Annotated in this window: 22 protein-coding genes, 1 tRNA gene and 1 pseudogene; 8 read left to right on the top strand and 16 right to left on the bottom strand. The window is 67.4% G+C overall.

What is annotated here, in order from left to right; genetic code table 11:
- Positions 1-121 precede the first annotated feature (121 nt).
- From J4O73_RS24040 to J4O73_RS24015, 6 genes and pseudogenes are all read right to left on the bottom strand, one after another.
- Positions 122-634: pseudogene (locus J4O73_RS24040) on the bottom strand (DUF2254 family protein); the annotation flags it as partial.
- Between the two features lie 544 nt (positions 635-1,178).
- Positions 1,179-2,483, bottom strand: coding sequence for a TRAP transporter large permease (locus J4O73_RS24035; protein WP_426221522.1), 1,305 nt, complete (start codon positions 2,481-2,483; stop codon positions 1,179-1,181).
- Positions 2,480-3,034 (bottom strand): TRAP transporter small permease, encoded by a 555-nt coding sequence (locus J4O73_RS24030; protein WP_426221520.1) that lies wholly within the window; start codon positions 3,032-3,034, stop codon positions 2,480-2,482. Before J4O73_RS24030 ends, J4O73_RS24035 begins: the two co-directional genes overlap by 4 nt.
- A gap of 80 nt (positions 3,035-3,114) precedes the next feature.
- Positions 3,115-4,032: a TRAP transporter substrate-binding protein gene (locus J4O73_RS24025; RefSeq protein ID WP_426221524.1), complete on the bottom strand. Its 918-nt coding sequence runs from the start codon at positions 4,030-4,032 to the stop codon at positions 3,115-3,117.
- A 385-nt stretch (positions 4,033-4,417) separates the two neighbouring features.
- Positions 4,418-4,627: a hypothetical protein gene (locus J4O73_RS24020; protein WP_426221518.1), complete on the bottom strand. Its 210-nt coding sequence runs from the start codon at positions 4,625-4,627 to the stop codon at positions 4,418-4,420.
- Between the two features lie 75 nt (positions 4,628-4,702).
- Positions 4,703-5,071 (bottom strand): hypothetical protein, encoded by a 369-nt coding sequence (locus tag J4O73_RS24015; RefSeq protein ID WP_426221517.1) that lies wholly within the window; start codon positions 5,069-5,071, stop codon positions 4,703-4,705.
- A 125-nt stretch (positions 5,072-5,196) separates the two neighbouring features.
- On the opposite strand from J4O73_RS24015, the gene J4O73_RS24010 reads away from it, so the two are divergent.
- Together J4O73_RS24010 and J4O73_RS24005 are read left to right on the top strand one after the other, a co-directional pair.
- A complete protein-coding gene (locus J4O73_RS24010) occupies positions 5,197-5,547 on the top strand; it encodes a hypothetical protein (protein WP_029358219.1) in 351 nt (116 codons plus the stop codon).
- A gap of 177 nt (positions 5,548-5,724) precedes the next feature.
- Positions 5,725-6,078, top strand: coding sequence for a hypothetical protein (locus tag J4O73_RS24005; RefSeq protein ID WP_426221514.1), 354 nt, complete (start codon positions 5,725-5,727; stop codon positions 6,076-6,078).
- Positions 6,079-6,221: 143 nt separating this feature from the next.
- Here J4O73_RS24005 and J4O73_RS24000 read toward each other — a convergent pair whose 3' ends face one another.
- Complete coding sequence (locus J4O73_RS24000) at positions 6,222-6,866, bottom strand: hypothetical protein (RefSeq protein ID WP_426221513.1); 645 nt, start codon at positions 6,864-6,866, stop codon at positions 6,222-6,224.
- Between the two features lie 92 nt (positions 6,867-6,958).
- Positions 6,959-7,540, bottom strand: coding sequence for a hypothetical protein (locus tag J4O73_RS23995; protein ID WP_426221511.1), 582 nt, complete (start codon positions 7,538-7,540; stop codon positions 6,959-6,961).
- Positions 7,541-7,780: 240 nt separating this feature from the next.
- On the opposite strand from J4O73_RS23995, the gene J4O73_RS23990 reads away from it, so the two are divergent.
- The 5 genes from J4O73_RS23990 (at position 7,781) to J4O73_RS23970 (ending at position 10,621) form a co-directional block, all read left to right on the top strand.
- Positions 7,781-8,056, top strand: a complete 276-nt coding sequence (locus J4O73_RS23990; RefSeq protein ID WP_426221509.1) for a hypothetical protein — start codon at positions 7,781-7,783, stop codon at positions 8,054-8,056.
- The gene (locus J4O73_RS23985; RefSeq protein WP_426221507.1) at positions 8,056-8,766 is read left to right on the top strand and encodes a hypothetical protein; all 711 of its coding nucleotides are present in this window, start codon (positions 8,056-8,058) and stop codon (positions 8,764-8,766) included. The genes J4O73_RS23990 and J4O73_RS23985 overlap by 1 nt, the downstream gene beginning before the upstream one ends.
- A complete protein-coding gene (locus tag J4O73_RS23980) occupies positions 8,763-9,005 on the top strand; it encodes a hypothetical protein (RefSeq protein WP_426221505.1) in 243 nt (80 codons plus the stop codon). Before J4O73_RS23985 ends, J4O73_RS23980 begins: the two co-directional genes overlap by 4 nt.
- Positions 9,002-9,868: an HIRAN domain-containing protein gene (locus tag J4O73_RS23975; RefSeq protein ID WP_426221503.1), complete on the top strand. Its 867-nt coding sequence runs from the start codon at positions 9,002-9,004 to the stop codon at positions 9,866-9,868. The genes J4O73_RS23980 and J4O73_RS23975 overlap by 4 nt, the downstream gene beginning before the upstream one ends.
- A 246-nt stretch (positions 9,869-10,114) precedes the next feature.
- Entirely contained in the window at positions 10,115-10,621 is a 507-nt protein-coding gene (locus tag J4O73_RS23970; RefSeq protein ID WP_426221501.1) for a hypothetical protein, read from the top strand.
- A 49-nt stretch (positions 10,622-10,670) separates the two neighbouring features.
- Here the strand turns inward: J4O73_RS23970 and J4O73_RS23965 are convergent, their stop codons facing one another.
- From J4O73_RS23965 to J4O73_RS23930, 8 genes are all read right to left on the bottom strand, one after another.
- On the bottom strand, positions 10,671-10,952 hold the full coding sequence (locus J4O73_RS23965) for a hypothetical protein (RefSeq protein WP_426221500.1): 282 nt from the start codon (positions 10,950-10,952) through the stop codon (positions 10,671-10,673).
- Positions 10,942-11,064, bottom strand: a complete 123-nt coding sequence (locus J4O73_RS23960) for a hypothetical protein (RefSeq protein ID WP_426221498.1) — start codon at positions 11,062-11,064, stop codon at positions 10,942-10,944. The genes J4O73_RS23965 and J4O73_RS23960 overlap by 11 nt, the downstream gene beginning before the upstream one ends.
- 25 nt (positions 11,065-11,089) lie before the next feature.
- Positions 11,090-11,494, bottom strand: a complete 405-nt coding sequence (locus J4O73_RS23955) for a metallophosphoesterase (protein WP_426221496.1) — start codon at positions 11,492-11,494, stop codon at positions 11,090-11,092.
- 283 nt (positions 11,495-11,777) lie between these two features.
- Positions 11,778-12,296: a hypothetical protein gene (locus tag J4O73_RS23950; RefSeq protein WP_426221494.1), complete on the bottom strand. Its 519-nt coding sequence runs from the start codon at positions 12,294-12,296 to the stop codon at positions 11,778-11,780.
- 10 nt (positions 12,297-12,306) lie between these two features.
- Positions 12,307-12,822, bottom strand: a complete 516-nt coding sequence (locus J4O73_RS23945; protein ID WP_426221493.1) for a hypothetical protein — start codon at positions 12,820-12,822, stop codon at positions 12,307-12,309.
- A 97-nt stretch (positions 12,823-12,919) separates the two neighbouring features.
- The gene (locus tag J4O73_RS23940) at positions 12,920-13,081 is read right to left on the bottom strand and encodes a hypothetical protein (RefSeq protein WP_426221491.1); all 162 of its coding nucleotides are present in this window, start codon (positions 13,079-13,081) and stop codon (positions 12,920-12,922) included.
- Positions 13,082-13,464: 383 nt separating this feature from the next.
- Positions 13,465-13,731 carry a hypothetical protein gene (locus J4O73_RS23935; protein ID WP_426221490.1) on the bottom strand — a complete coding sequence of 89 codons (267 nt, stop codon included), beginning with the start codon at positions 13,729-13,731 and terminating at the stop codon, positions 13,465-13,467.
- A 161-nt stretch (positions 13,732-13,892) separates the two neighbouring features.
- On the bottom strand, positions 13,893-15,431 hold the full coding sequence (locus tag J4O73_RS23930) for an integrase arm-type DNA-binding domain-containing protein (protein ID WP_426221489.1): 1,539 nt from the start codon (positions 15,429-15,431) through the stop codon (positions 13,893-13,895).
- Between the two features lie 204 nt (positions 15,432-15,635).
- Between J4O73_RS23930 and J4O73_RS23925 the strand changes: the two genes are divergently transcribed.
- Positions 15,636-15,706, top strand: a tRNA-OTHER gene (locus J4O73_RS23925).
- The last annotated feature ends 280 nt before the right edge of the window (positions 15,707-15,986 follow it).

The following is a 15,986-nucleotide window of genomic DNA, read 5'->3' as shown; positions in this document are numbered from 1 at the left end:
TTCGCGTAGGTCCTGGCTGTAGGGTCGGCCCATGCCTCGCTCCTCATCTGGAGCGCGCAATGAATCAGCCTCATACCGCCAAGTGAACCCCGCACGACCGACTCAGCTCAGACCGAAAACGCTCTAACGTGCGAGTGTCCACCGCATCGCGCAGGTCGCCATGGACCGCGTCGACCACGGTCTCGACGTTGATGCCAGTGGCGATGTGGTGGACGAACCAAACCAAGGTGGCGATGGACAGGAGTGCCAGCGCAATGGCGCCGCTGATGGCGAGGTGCGGGACGAACGGGCTCTCCTGCACCGTGCGGACCGTGCGCAGGACCATCAGCGCTTAGGCGAAGGTGCCCAGGAAGATGCCGAGCACGATCTGGTTGCGGGCGTCGCGGGTGAAGTTGCGCAGGAGCCGCGGGCCCATCTGTCTGGATGCCAACGTGAGGGCCGCGATGGTGATGGAGAAGGTCGTGCCCGCGACGCCGATGGTCGAGGACGCGACCGCGCTGAGCAGGGCGCGGGCCCCTTCGGCGCCGCCGGAGTAGCCCCAGTCCTTGTTCGGCGACGACGCGTCGTACCCGGCGATATGCGCCGTCTCCAGCCAGACGCCGAGCTGGGCGGCCGCGACACAGCCGATGACGATTAGGGCCGGACGCGATGCGCCGCCAGCGCATGACCCGGGACGATGTCCTCTCCGCCCTGCGCTCCGAAGGGCTGGACGACCTCTCGCAGGCCGCGGCGGTGGTGCTGGAGACGACGGCTCAATCAGCGTGCTCAAGTCCCTGTCCGACCAGGGAGATGGCTTGACGGGCGTTCCGCGGCCGGAGGCGAGCCAGCCCATGCCGGGCCGGTCGTGAAGGCCGTCGCCGGCTGGGTGCTCGTCCTGCTCGCCGCGATTCTGGCGGCTGCGATCCTGATCCCGCTGTTCCCGACCGAGTGGTGGGCGATCCGGCTGCTCGATTTCTAGCGCCTACAGCTTGTCGCCGCGTTGGTCGCGGCCAGCTCTAGACTTCTCTTCTCCCTTCGAAAAACTCCTAGACCGGCTGCGGCGGCACTCGTCCTCGTGGCGGCCGCGAAGGCGGTCGACTGTTTGGTCCCGAGATTTTGTGGTGCAGATGTAGATGAACCGAGAGGGCTCGTCCGTGCAGGCTTTGCACATTGAACAGCAGCGATGCCGCAGACGCCCCTCAGCCCCCCGCGGCCTCGCCATAGAACCAGTGGATCGGCGCCAGGGCGAGCCAGGGCAGGTAGGTGCAGATCAGCAGCACCACGAGCAGCACGCCAATATAGCCGAGATTGACCTTGGTGGTCTCCCAAATGTCCGCCTTCGCGATGGCGCAGGCTGCGATCAGCACCGAGGCGACCGGCGGGGTCTGCTGCCCGATGGCGAGGTTCAGGGTGAGAACCAGCCCGAAATGGACCGGGTCGATGCCGACCTGCTGGATCAGCGGCAATACGATCGGCACCGTCAGGATGATCGCAGCCGCCGAGTGCAGGAACATCCCGAGGATCAGAAACAGGAAGTTGAGCAGCAGAAGAACCAGATAGGGATTGGTGGTGTAGGTTTGGATCGACCGGGCGAGGGCCTGCGGCACTTGCGCCTCGGTGAGGAGTACGCCGATCAGCGCGGAGGACGCTACGAGCAGCATCACCACTGCGGTCTGGATGGCCGCGTCCACCAGCGCCTTGTAGAGGTCTGCCAGGGATAGCTCGCGGTAGACCAACGTGGCGATCATCAGCGCGGCCACGACGGCGACGGCCGCTCCCTCGGTCGCCGTGACGAAGCCGCCGAAGATCCCGCCCAGGATGATGACCGGCAGCATCAGCGCCCAGAGCGCCTCGCGCAGGGCCGTCCCCAGCACCGCCAGCGAGAAGCGCTGCTCGACCGGGAAGTCGTACTTGCGCGCGTAGCCGTAGCTCGCCAGGGCAAGGCCGGCTGCGCCGAGCAGGCCCGGGAGCAAGCCGGAGATGAACATCTTCACCACCGAGACCTGGGCCATCACGGCGTAGAGAATCATCGGGATCGAGGGGGGTAGTATGATCGCGAGGCTCGCCGATGACGAGGACACCGCGGCGGAAAATTCCTTCGAGTAGCCACGGCTCTTCATCGCCGGGATCAGGAGTGTGCCCAGGGCCGCCACGCCGGCCACCGCCGAACCGGAGATCTCTGCGAAGAACATCGAGGCGCCGATGGTCACCATCGCGAGGCCGCCGCGGACAAAGCCCAGCATGGCGGAGGCGAGGTTTACCAGCCGCCGCGAGATCGACGACGAGTTCATAATGCCGCCCGCGAAGATGAACAGCGGGATGGCGAGCAGCGGGAAATTGGTCGCCCCCTCGAACATCACCAGGGCAGCGTTCGGCAGCGAATCGGCCCCTTGTGTGAACCACATGGCGGCCACCGCGACGACGCCCAGCGCCACTGCGACGGGCACGTTCAGGAGCACCATCCCGAACAGGCCGCAGAACATGTAGACCAGGAGTGCGGTCATGGCCGAGCCCTCTCAAGTGCGGGCTCCCGGGCGGGCTCGGTCGAACCCAGCGCTTCCTTCAGCTCATGGTCCTCGAACCCTCCGGTGCGGGCGTCGTGGATCACCTCCGGTAGGCGCAGCAACTCGGCGACGATGAACAGGACCGAGGCGATCGGAATCACCGACTGGGTGACCATCTGAGATACGTCGGGCAGCGACACCAGGGTCGAGCCCTGGAGGACCAGGACGACCTCCGTCCCGTAGACGGCCAGCACCAGGAAGAAGCCGATCACGATAGCCTCAGCCACCAGGGTGACGGCGACGCGGAGCCCCGGCGGGAACGCGTTGACGATGCCGGGGAAGCCGATATGCGCCCCCCGATGAGCCGCGAGCGCACTGCCGTAATAGGTGAGCCAAGCGAGCCCGATCGATGCGATTTCGTCGTACCAGACCAGGGACATGCCCAGGAACCGGTAGACGAAGCCCAGGACGAGGATGATCGTCAGCGCCGCCATCAGGAGGGCCGCGATGGCCTCCAGACAGCGGTCGAACCAGCGGCGGACGGTTTGCATGCGTGGGTCTCAAGCTCCCGCGCGATCCCGCCTGGACGAGATCGGTACGTGCTGGGATCGGTATCCGGTGGGGTGGCGGATCAGGATCCGTTGCCGAGGGCCAGCGCCTTATCGATCAGCTCGCGGCCGCCGGGGACGTCCTTGGAGAACTCGTCGTAGACCGGCTTTGAGGCCTCGATGAAGGCCTTCTTGTCGGCCTCGTTCACCTGCATGCCCGCCGCCTTGAGCTTGCCGAGCAGGTCGTCGTCGAGTTTGGCGGCGATCTCAAGGGCCCAGGGCTCCATCTCGACGGCGGTCTCCTCCAGCGCTTTGCGCACGTCCTCCGGCAGGTTCTTCCAACGGCGCCCCGCGGTGAGATAGGCCGGCGTGTAGACGTGACCGGTGAGCGACAGGTACTTCTGCACCTCCTGGAAGCGGGCCGGATAAATCTGCGCCAGGGGGTTCTCCTGGCCGTCCATCACGCCCGTCTGGAGCGCCACGAATACTTCCGAGAACGCCATCGGGCTGGGCGTCGCGCCGTAGGCCTGGAACATCTTCACGCGCCACACGCCCTTCGGCACCCGGAGCTTGATCCCCTTGAGATCCGCGGGCTCCTTGATCGGGCGCTTGCTGTTCGTGATCTGGCGGAACCCGTTCTCCCAGGTGGCGATGATCGTATAACCTGCCTTGGCGGCAATGGGCGTGAGGACCGGTTTGATGATCGCGTCGCGGATCTTAGCCGCATGGGCCCGGTCCTTGACGAGATAGGGCATCTCGAACAGCCCAAATTCCGGCGCCACCGTGGTCATGACCGTCGAGGGTAAGGCGAGATCGAGGGTGCCCAGCTTGAGCTTCTTTAACATCTCGTCGTCGCTGCCGAGCTGGCTGGACCCGAACACGACCACCTTGGCCTTCCCGGCGAGCTTTGTATTCGCGCGCTGTGCAAACTCGGCTGTCGTCTGATCGAACAGTGAGCCGGGCTCGCCGACGTGGCCGAGTTTGACCTCGACCTGGGCCATCGCCGAATTCGCCACGAGCGACAGCGCGGCGACGAACAGAGTCGTCCTGAAAAGCTTCACGACGCTTCCTCCGAGTGCATTACACGCGGTCGGTTTTCCGACTCGCTGCCCGTAACTCATGCGAGATCGAGCACGTGAGTTTTGAATACAATTCCCCATATGACAAGTGACAGCCATCATTTTCGGAGGGCTCTCGTCATTTAAGGTGATTGAGGGTCCGCGGCGAGGCAGAGAATACCGCTGAAGCTTGCGGCGGTCTCCAGTAGCGGATCGAAGTGGGCCGTCACGCTTTTAGTCATGTTCACAGCCGCTCGCGACCCACAGCCAAAGCTTATGCCTTGGAATGTCCGCTCTCGGGATGCCGTCGGAGGCGGCAATATGGCTGTTATGGGCGCAAAGCGGAACGGCTGGTTCTCGGATTAACGCTGTCCGATATGGCCAGCACCATGGAGAAGGCAGCGTCGATGCCGAACGCGCTGACGGACGGCACGTAGAACAGAATCGTCAGGTTGGCATACAGGGCGGTCCCGAGGGATGCGGTTTCGGCCCTGAGGAGAGGCGTGCGCCGCCCATGCCCGTTGGTGGTCAAAGCCATGATGCGGACGAGGGCGACCGCCGCGATTAGGAAGGCTGAGCGCGCGACCGCATCAATGGGAGCCCTCGTAGCCGGTCAATCACAAGCACCACCCTCGGAGCGAAGATACGATTTGGACGGCGAGGACGCCGAGGAGGCTGCGGCCCCAGCCCCGCAACCCCAGCCGTGGACGTCGATGTAGCTGGCCGTCTGGTCCTTGATGTAGTTGAGGATCGAGGGGTCGCCGCCGTCGCTACGGACGCTCGCCTTGAAGAAACCGACGCCATCCAAGGTGAATGGCTTGGGTCGGTCGAACGCGGTCAGCATGCCCTTCCGGACGGCGTCCACCGCGGCCTCGCCGGCCGCGTTCAGGGCGTCCACGACGGCGGGCCGGAACACCTTCAGCATGTGCGTGTCGACCTCGCGCTCGAATCCGGCGACGTCGATTTCGAGGCTGACCTTCAACATGAGCGGCAGCCTGCGGATGGCGTCCGCAACGGCCAACCCCCTTGGACGGTGTCACGAAACCGCTAGACACCGACCTTGTCGGTTGCCGCGGCCGGGCGGAATCTCCCCCTGAGGAGCCCGCCATGTTCGACCGCATCGAAGCCTTCCCGAAGCCCGACGACAACTTCGCCAAGCACATCCCGCTGACACCGGCGGAGCGGAAGCGGGCGGAACGGGCTGCCCGTCGAGCGGCCGGTCTTCCGGACCCGCGCGTGGTCGACGCGGCGGTCGCAACCGCCATGGCGGAGGCCCTGCACGCGGCTGATTTCGTCGGGCACTGCGTCCGCCGGGGCAGCGTCGCGGGCATGACTGTGGACGTCGAGGACGTGATGCGGCGGGCCATCGCGCACGTGCGGGCGGCCAAGGTTCAGGACGGACAGGTCTCCCGGGCCGCGGCGCATCAGGCGGTCGCGCAGCGGCTGCGCCTCGTCTGAGGCGGATGGCGGCTTTCCAGATTCGGCGTTACACAGTCAGGAAGTAACGGGGCGCTAACCTCAGTACAAAACCCCGGCCTGCGGCGGTGTCACGGCCAGGGACAACAGTTGACTCCTACTCGACAGTGAGTCTCGGACCCCCGATCGTGAGGGCATACCCGGACGACGGAGAGCCCCATGCGCGCCCACGACATCGCCTCCACCTTCGACCATGTCGGCCTGGGCCTCGCCGGCGTGCTGGCGACCAGCATCGAGGATGCCCGCGTCCGTCAGGCCGACGCCGACTACGAGCAGGGCCTCCGGAACGTCTCGGCCGCCGGTCGCGCGATGGCCGCCGTCACCCGCCAGCGCGCCCAGCTTCAAGCCGCCGTCGACGAGGCTGCCGACCTCCGCGAACAAGTCGCCTGGCTGCAGCGGGAGCTCGCCACGTCCCGTCAGGAGACCTCCACCGCCCGGGCCGAGACCGCGAGCATGCACCGGCGCGCCCTCCGCGCGGAGGGCCTCGTCCTCCGCGCCGCCCGGTCGGCATAGCGTCAGCACGACGTGCGCACGTGAGAGCACGACAAAGTGTGCACGCCGCAAGTATCAAGGCCATCCAGGCCGGTGACCGCACAAAAAGAAAGGCCCGCCTCGGTACCTCCGAGGCGGGCCTTTCGCTGTTCGGGGGTTGCTCATTAGATGCCGTGCTTGAGCTCGAAGGTGGGGCTGTTGATCATCTCGTCGAAGGCGGCGTCGAGGGTCTCGTTGTACTCGGCGATCTCCTCGCGCTGGCGGGGTGTGATCCTCGCCGCGCTCCCCAGGACATGCCGGTACTCCGCCAGGGTCGGGCACAGGGGGAGGCCGGGGATGGCCTTGATGCCCAGCATGTGGGCACCGGCCTGCATCGGGCCTCCGCGCCAGATGTGCATCATCTCGGCGGTGTTGAGGCTGGAGAGCCACGCGGCCTCGGCTTCGTTCAGCCCGGCGCTGGAGGGCTCCTCGTCGAGGGTCGTGAGGGCGCAGGCGTATGTGTAGGCGATCTTGCCCTTCGCGAGGACCGGGTCGAGTTCGACGACCTGAGCCGTCGCGGCCGGCTTGAGGGCGGCCTCGGGCTTCGGGGCCGGGGCGGGCGTGACGGTGTCACGGGCATTCTGTGACGGCGTCACGGGTGCGGCGGCGCGGGCGGCGACGTCCTCGAACGCGTCCTCCATAGCCATGCCGGCGGGCTCCGGCGGGGCGAACAGGCTCTTCATGACCCACTTCGAGCCGTCCCAGACAGCTTTCGTGGCGGCGGCCATGGCGGCGAAGGCGAGGAGGGCGAGCTTGGCGATCTTGCGCATGGTGGTCTCGATTCCTGGGATGATGAGCCGTCTCTGCGGGCCCGTGGGGGAAGGCTGAGGCTCGGGCCGGAAAATCACCAGCCCGGTGATGATCACGCCGCAGAGGGGGTGGCTGCCGCGTCCTCGGCGACCTCGGCGCGGATGGCCGCGATCAGGTCTTGGCCGACCGGCGCGGTAGGGACGACACCGCCGCCAGCGAGGATCTCCGCGGTCGTCGCGGCGCGCATCCAGACCTGTTTGGCGGTCGTGTCGGTGACGACGGCGTACCAGCCGCCGCGCACCCGAAGCTGCCCTTTCACCATCGTGTGCCCGGAGGGGTAGTGGAACCGGCGCGACACGTAGTCGAGGCCAGCCTCTCGCATGAGGCGCTCGTGCAACCGGGGCGTCGCCTCAGCCGGGTCGAGGACGTCCTGCGCCTCGTGCTCGTGGACGTGCTGCAGAACGTCCGAGAGGATGACGAAGCACGTGCCGAACCGCTCCGGCATGCCAGCCTGCGTCGTCACGACGACGGTGCCCTCGGGGAGGTCCGTCTCCACGACGCCGGTGTGGATGCCGTCCGTGTCTTCGTAGCGGACGGGGTGGATCAACCTGTCGACGACGACGCGACGCGTCCCCGGCGTGAGGGCGGCCGTCCAGAGCCAGAACTTGGTGGGTATGGCGAAGGCGAGGTTCACAGGGTTCGGCTCCTGGAGAATCCGCGGATATGCGTATTGAAGCACACCGTTTTTTAGTGGAATGAGCAACCGTCAAACAAAATCAAACACACAGCGGAGGAACGCGCCCCAACTTCACATTTTGTAACGTTGGGTCCTTCATGACAACCGATCCTTCGACTTTCGAAGCTTTCCGTGACCTTGCGGATAAGCGGAAATGCGGTACTCTCGACGCAGTTGATCGCGTCGGAGGCGCCGGAGATGGGCAGGACTACTCCGAGGTTGCGCCGCGAGCAGGTTGTCGACCGCCTGCGTGCTGCGTGCGCCGGGGCCGGCGGGCAGGCCGCAGGGGGGCGCCAGAACGGTGTCTCCCAGCAATACGTCCACGACGTCCTGCGCGGCCGCCGGGACCCCGGTGACACCGTCCTGCGCCCGCTCGGCCTGCAGCGCGCGACCGTCTACGTGCCGCGCGAGCCCGAGACCGTCGCGCTCTACGACGCCGACGGCCTGACCCTCATCGAGGCGGAGGTCCTGTGATGGCGAAGCGCCGGCCAGACCCCAATCAGCTCGCCCTCGATTTCTCGCCGTGGACGACGGAGCGCCTGATCCAAGTCCTGAACGACCGTGGCGTCATCACGTCTCCCTACATCCTGAGCATCAGCGCAGGGACGCTGCAGGATCCCAGCGTCCCGTACTCGCCCCGCTCCTACTCCTTCCCCGTGAGCGTCGAGCTCGTCGACGGAGCGGTCCGCCTCTGGCTGCGCACCCCTGCCACGGGCGCCCTCCCGTTCGTGAAGCGGGTCGAGGCCGTGCTCGGCGTCCGCGCGGTCTGGGACGAGAGCCGCGTCGGCGCCGTGGACGCCCGGTGGCATCACGCCGTCGACCTCGTCACCGATGGGCGTTGGCGCGACCTGCTCGACAGCCGCGAGCACACCGAGGACCGCATGATCGTGCGGGCGGCTCAACTCGGTCTGGAGTGGGGCAAAATGAAGCCGTACGAGGCCCGCGAGATCCTCGCTGCGCTCGGCATCGAGGAGCCGGCCGACCGCAGCGATGCGTTCCTGTTCGGACCTACGGGGCTGCGCCCGTGCCGGTCCGTGCAGGTCCCGAACCTTTACCTGACCTCGCCGGTCGAGGGATGGGGCATGGTCCACGCCTTCGAGGACGGCTGGGTTCGAACCGTGAAGGGCCACGCCAAGGTGACGTCGGCCTACTGGCAGCGCGTCGACGGGAGGGCCGCGGCATGAGCGACCGTTCGCGATTCGTCGACGGTCTCGCCGCCCTCGACGCCCGCGAGACCCGCGCCCGCTACGCCGCCGTCCTGACCGCAGCCCGGACCCGCGCCGGTACCGGCCGGTGGGCGGACGAACGCCTGCAGCGGCGCGTCGCCAGCGAGGAGGCGCTCGTCCTGTCGCAGGTGCGGGCTTCCATCCGCTCCATCGAGGCCGCCATGGCCTGGGTCGACCCGAACGAGGGGAAGCCATGACCGACGAGGCATACCCCGACCTCTCCGGCCTCGACGGAACCGACGTGATGGTAGAGACCGCCGCACTGCTCGCGGCCGAGCCGTGGTTCGTCTCCGAGATCGCCGGCCTGCAGTTCTACGACTACGGGAAGCTCGACGAGCTCACGGGCGAGCGCGTCCTGCCGCTCCCGGGCGACCGCCTTCACCTGGTCCGCGAGCCCGCGAATCCGCACGACGGGAACGCAGTGCAGGTCTGGTGGCGCAACTCGCGGATGCTCGGGCACCTGCCGCGTTACACCGCCCTGCGCATCGCGCCGCTGCTCGATGCCGGCGCGGCCGCCCGGGCTTACGTGCATCACCCCGGCGACGGCGAGGCATGGAGCCTGCGGGCCCTCGTCGTCGGGCCGGCGGCCGCGGAGATCCATGGGCGCTTCATCCAGCACCTGGCGGACGCGGCCATGTGCCGGTCGGACGCGGAGGTCGAGCGCGACCGGGTGCTCCGGGACCGCGCCGAACGGAACAGGCTGACCCTGCGGCAGCAGCGCCGCCGGCGCCTCCGCACTGCCGTCGACGTGCTCCGTCATGTGCCGTGCGAGCCGGTGCTGCCGGAGCCGAACGCCAGCGGCCGGACGGACGTCGACGATATCGCGGACGTGATCCAGTGCTCCCGCTCCACGGTCGTGCGCATCGCGGCGTCCGTGGACATCGCCATCGGACGCTGGGACTACACCGTTGAGGTGACGCCGGCCTTCCGGGAGGCGCTCCTGGCGTGGGACCGCAAGCCGAAGCGCGGGAAGGTGACGCCCAAGCTCAAGGGCAAGTTGGGTTTCCGCGAGTTCTACGCCGAGCCCGACACCGGAGGGTCCTATGCCCGCTCTTGGTAAGCCGAGAAGCGCGAAACCGCCCGCCACGCATGTCATCGTGGACCGGCGCACTTGGAGCGTCGTCAGCCGCCACCCCTCGCTCGCCGATGCCCGAGCGGCGTGGAGGCGCCGTGCCTTTCCGAAGCCCGGGCTGATCAAGGCCAGCATCGGGTCATGGGCCCACACGCACATGATCATGCTCACCGCCGCGGCTGAGAACGCTGCCCACCGCCGTGCCATCGAAGCCGAGAAGAAGGAACGCCTCGCTTGACCGCTCAAGTACCGTTCACGCCCCGCCTGCCGCCCGTCGCCCGGGGAGCGTGCCGCGCCCTGCATGCAGTTTCCCCGCCGCTCTCGGAATCCCCGCCCGCGCCGGCCGAGGACGCACCCGTTCAGGAGGTCCTGGCCGATCAGGCCGAGTCCCTCGCCCGCGCCGTCGCGGAGACCGACCCGGCGCTGTTGCAGGCCGCCAGGGACGCGGCGCCGGTCAGCGCTATGGAGGAGGCCATCGCCGGCGCGAGCGAGACGTTCGCTCGACCGAGGACGCTCACCCACTGGGGCTACGGGCCTGAACCAACGAGCCTCGATGAGCGAGCCCATGTTGCCCGCTGCAGGGCAGCCGGATTCTCCGGGGCGGCGGCGCGTGTCAGGCCGTTCCTCGACGTGGACCACCCGCGTGCCGCGGAGGCCCGCGACCTGCATGACCGCCTGGTCGCCGCGGAGGCCGAGTGGAGGGCGCGGGCAGAACGGGAGCGCCACCCCAGCCGGGGGTGAGCGCCGTATATAAAGAGAGGGCCCCGGCATCGCCGCCGGGGCCCTTTCTCTATTCGGCGTGCTCGCAGACGACCGGGTTAATCGTAGCCCCGGTCGGGCAGTCCCCTTGGCGGGCCTTGCGATAGGGTCCCCACTGCCCGCACCCGCGACACCGGTACTCCTCCACGGAGGCCGGCGTGGGCCAGTGCTTGAGCCGGGACGGATCGGCCAGCCGGTACGCGTTGTGGCGCTCGACATGTTCCTCGGCGTGGGCCTTCGTCACGGCGTACGAGACCCAGCCGCAGCGCAGACAGGTCACCGTGTCGGCTGGAATCTCCTGTTCACGCGGCATCGTCGTCCTCCCCTTCCTGTCCGAGCCGGATCTCCTCCGGGATGTCTGGGGTCGCGGCGAGGCGCTCCCGGATCTGCCCGAGCGTCACGGGGGCGTACGACCACCTGTCCACGCCGACGTCGCAGCTTTGCCTGGTGTCAGGCAACGAGCCGTGGGTGTGCCCGAAAAGGTGGATCGACCCGCGCCAGGCGCCCAGCCATCATGGGGTAATGGCAGGCGACGACCCGGATGCCCTCGATCTTCCGGCTGAGCAGGTCGTGCTGCTCGTGCCACTGCAGGTCGAGCGTGCGCTTCCGGTCGTGGTTGCCCCGCACGAGGCACTTGCGTCCCCGGAGCCGGCGGAACAGGGCGGTGCACCGCTCCGGGCTCGCCCCCATGGCGAAGTCTCCGAGGTGCCAGACCTCGTCCTTCGGTCCCACGACGGCGTTCCAGGCCGCGATGAGGGCCTCATCGTGCTCCTCGATGGAGGCGAACAGTCGACCCGACATGGCGAGGACGCCAGCGTGGCCGAAGTGGGAATCGGCAGTGAAAAATGTGGTCATGGCAGCCTCCGCGAAGGGGCTGCGCACGCGCGTCACGCCCCGGGTGTCGGTCTCGTCTGGCGGGGGAGCGCTATTCGGCGTTTCACGTCGGCCTCGTGCGGCTGGTGAGGGGGGCGATGATCGCGGCGCGGACTCAGGCGGTCAACGGCGGCCGCGATGTTATCCCTGGGCGGCGCGCCGGGGCTGAACATAAGGAGCGCCGAGATAGCCGGATGCCGTCATGTTCTGCGCATAAAGGGCCCGAAAGCGGGATATCCTGAACGTAGGCCGCCGCGGGACGTGTTCACCTCGTTCCATCGATGACCGTCATCAGGCGACGAACCATCGCCTCCTGTCCGGCACCTCGTCCATCGCACCATCCGTCGAACGTCTTGCGCGATACACGAAGGGATTCAGCCGCAGCGTCGCGCCCGCCGACCGCCTTCGCCCATGCCTTGCAGATGTCGGCGAACTGACGCTCGTCACCCTCCCAGTCGACCCGCTCGGCCACCCGGCGAGGCGCCGGCGAGTTGAGCGCGCCGTTCGCATCGGCCGGGTTGGCCCATGGGTCGAGCCGTGGGTCGTCTCCCGCGATGCGCCCCTCGCCGAGCTCGCAGTCGAACCGTGAGAACCAATTCGAGACGTTGCCACCCTCGACCGCGCCGCGGGGCGGCTTGAACACGGCCGCCACCGGCTCGCCGATGAGGTCTTCGCGGTCGAGGAGCGCCCGGTAGGCGACCATGGCCGCCTCCGGGGTTTGGTATGTGGCGTTCTCCAGTATCTGCGCGCCGTCGTGGGCGCGCAGGCGGACGGTCCATGACATCGAGTACCCCTCAGATGGAATCGGCAAGCCGGATGCGGTCCGGCATGAACACGCCGGCGGGGATCTCGAAGCCACCAGCGCGGAGGGTGAGGATCTGCGCGAACTGTTCCACGTCATCACCGGTCTGCAGGTCGAGCCAGAACCTAGCCGAGGCGCCCTTGAACGCGGCCACAGCCTTGTCGAGCATCGCACGATCTTCGTCGCTCCCAAGGGTTTCACGGAGACGGGCGAACCCCTTGGCGAGGAAGCGCGCCTGCAGCGCCACCTTCTCCTGCGCGTAGGCCATCTGCCTCTCAGAGACGGCGCTGGTCACGACCGCCGGGATAATAACGGGCAGGGATACAAGTTCCGCAGCCTCGCGACGCGCAGTGATGATGCTCATGCGCGCGCTCTTCCAGTGGAACCGCATGGCTGCGGCGAGGTGAGCGCGCACCAGCTCGCCGTCGAGCTTGGCCTCCCGACGGGCGTCCTTCCAGGAGGCGACCATTATATGACGGAGGATGTGGGAGGGGATGCGGTTCGACATTGGCTAGACTTCCATCTTCGGTCCCGGATCGCCCCGGGCGGCTGAAAGAGAATATACCGCAATCTGCGGTATATTCAAGAGGTCTTCGATGGAATGTCTACTCGGGGAACGCAGCCTCATGCCGCCTGTTCGCCAGGGTGCGCAGGGCTAGTCTGACCTCCCATTGAGCCACATGCATCGTGCCATCGAGCGCCTCGGTGCAGGGCACGATCTTATGCTTGTCGGCGTCGCGGATGATGAGGCGGTTGCTCCCTCCCATGTAGGGGGCGGCCGTCAGCCCGATGCGCTCGCAAAGGGCAATGACTTCCTCGGGGTGAGAAGGCCTCGGACGGAAAAGGGTGGAGGTCCGACAGGCCGTAATTACCCGCCGGGTACCGACGGCGGAGTTCCGCATCGACGTGATCCAGGCTGGTCGCGACGATGACATCGGGCTCGAGGTCATCGAGGCCGATCAAGTGGAAGCGGTATCCAGACCTGGGCGCCGCGTCGATCACGGCCTCCAAGGCGCTTGCGTCGTAGCGCATGTCGGAGGCCTGCGAGATATGGAACGCGGTCATCGGGTCTCTCCATCGTCGGTCCCGGATCGCCCCGGGCGGCTGAGAAGGAATATACCGCATATTGCGGTATATTCAAGGGGTCTCGTTAATGGTCGGGTGGTCGCCCCGCGCGCAGGTCGTCGTAGGTGGCACGGCACCAGGGCACGTACTGGCTCGGCCCCCGCCGGCCCCATGGTTTCGGGCGCGGGCACGTCCGCGTGATCCAGCGCAGCACGGTGTCGAGGTCGGCCTCGGCGCCGAGGCGGGCGGACAGGCGCTCGATGCAGTAGTCTCCGCGGCGCCGGGGGCACCAGACGCAAGTCACCCGCACCCGCCTGTAGGAGAAATCGCCAAGCCCGCGAGGTTCGCGCATCCCGTTCTCATCCCCCGTTGAAGCCGCCCAAGCGTTCCCTATTTGTTCTCAAGGATGGAGAGGTCAATGCTCAGCTATCAGGATGTCGCGGATGCGGGACCGGAGGAGCGCGATGCCGTCATGCGTGCCCTCGCCGAGGACCTGATGGAGGCCTCCGGCCATCAGCGCGGCGGAAGGGGATTCGTGTCGGCCGACCGGCCGCGGGATCTCGCTCGGGCCCTCGGAGCCCGGGGTTCCGGTAGGACCGGCGCGGCAGGCATCCGCGCGTCGAAGGCGGCCTTCTCGCGGGCGTAGGTCGCAAGGACGGCCTCGGTCCACACCTGCATGCCGAGAGCCTTCAACTCGATGCGCTGGGAGTGGATGTAATGCTTGAGAGTGATGGACGCCGGCAGCTCGCGCTCCGCGTCCTGATCCCCGTTTGCCCGGGCCTTGCTGTGGGCCAAGATGGCCGAGCCGGAGCCGCCGAGGCGCTCCATGTCGAGCAGCGACGACAGGGTGCGGCGGACGTCGTGGGGGGTCCAGTGCCGGATGCCGTAGCGCTCCATTAGGTCGCCCTCGGGCCGGACCGTGAGGCCGCCCTTCCGAGCGCCCTTGGCCTTGCCCTTCAACCGGTCGAATAGGCCGGTCATGGCCGAAGCCGTCACGGCTCGCCGCGGGTCCCTGCCGGGGAACAGGTATGTGCTGCTCCGGTCCACGCCAAACCGCGCCAGCGCCGCAAGCGCGGCGGGAGGAATCGGAAGCCCATGCGGCTTGGGCTTGGCCTTCTTCTTACCGGCTCCGCCCGGCCCCTTCATTTCGACGGCGGTCCACGTCCAGACTTTCCAGCCCGGGCGCTCGTCCCAATCCCGTGTCGTCGTCCGTCGGGTTCCGACAAGGGCGGACAGCCGCTGGGCGGTCAGCACGATGGCCCACAGGGCCGCAAGCGTCGCGTCGTCGGTCTCCTTCGCGGTGCCGCCGAGGGCGCGGTAGTGTTCGGCGACGACAATGGTGCGCGCGAGCTCGTCTAGCGTTGGCGTGTGGTCACGCGTCCCGGACTGGTACTCGACCTGGACGCCCTCCCGCCACCAGGGATAGGCCGCGCTGTCGAGCCCGGAGAGGATCGGCTCCTGCGCCTTTGCCCAGTCCATCGCGGCCTTGATGGCCTCCACGGTGTCCGCGGCCGCGCTCGCCGACCGTTCATTCAGGATGCGAGCGCGGAGCTTGAGGAGGTCCTCCTGCGTCACGTCCTTGACGAGCTTGCGGCGGAGGTAGTCATCAACCGCCCGGCGCAGGTGACGCTCGTACTGCGTCGCCCACCTCTCTTTCAGGGTGGGAAGCTTCTTCGCTAGGTAGACGTCAACGAGGTCGTGCCACTCCCAAGGACCGTCCCGGCGCCGTTCGTCCTGGGTCGGCTCGTGCAAGGTCTTTGGGAACGCTACGGCTCGCGCCGTCCGAACCGGGACCCCGCTCTTCGTCGCATCCTCCCAGACCCGCAGGTCGTCCCGGGAGGGATTCTTGCCAGCCTTGAGGTCGGCCTTGGCACGCTTGGCAGCCTCGCGCGCGGCGGTGACTGACATGCTCATGTCGCCCAGCCGGACGGTGCGCGCCTCCGTCTTAAGGTGCCATGCCCCGCCCTGGCGACCCACGCGCAGGATCAGCCCCGGCCGGGTCGTGTCCGCCCACTCGTAGCCGCGCCCCTCGAACGCTCCGCTCGCTACCAAGGCGTTCGCGCGATCGATGTGGATCTTGCGGATGGCGACCCGCTCCCGCGTCCACTTGTTCGGCGCTGCAATCGGACCATCCCCCCTGATACCAGCCCGATACCAGCCGCATCCGGGCCTCCCAGCGCAAGGGGGTGCGTTGGTGGCACGGGCGATTTCCCCTTCAATATCAGTATCGATAGCTCTCTAGTTAACCGTCAGTTGGCGGGATGCAAAGTAATCGAGTCAGCTTCCCAAGCTGAATGTCGTCGGTTCGATCCCGATCGCCCGCTCCATTTAAACCCCTGCTCGTGCAGGGGTTTGTGTTTCCGGCGCCAGCGGCGCGCGCGAAGTGTGATCGGTTTTGGCCGAGTTACGCAGATTTCCCGCTAGTTTAACACCGGCATACACACCAGATCTGGGCTCACTATCGAGCCACCCTGGTTGCATTAGAGCGTTTTCGGTCTGAGCTGAGTCGGTCGTGCGGGGTTCACTTGGCGGTATGAGGCTGATTCATTGCGCGCTCCAGATGAGGAGCGAGGCATGGGCCGACCCTACAGCCAGGACCTACGCGAA

The sequence above is a fragment of the Methylobacterium sp. NFXW15 genome (genome assembly GCF_049887755.1).
Classification (GTDB): Bacteria; Pseudomonadota; Alphaproteobacteria; order Rhizobiales; family Beijerinckiaceae; genus Methylobacterium.
The sequence above is the reverse complement of the archived record's forward strand: the minus strand, read 5'-3'. Positions and strand labels throughout refer to the sequence as shown.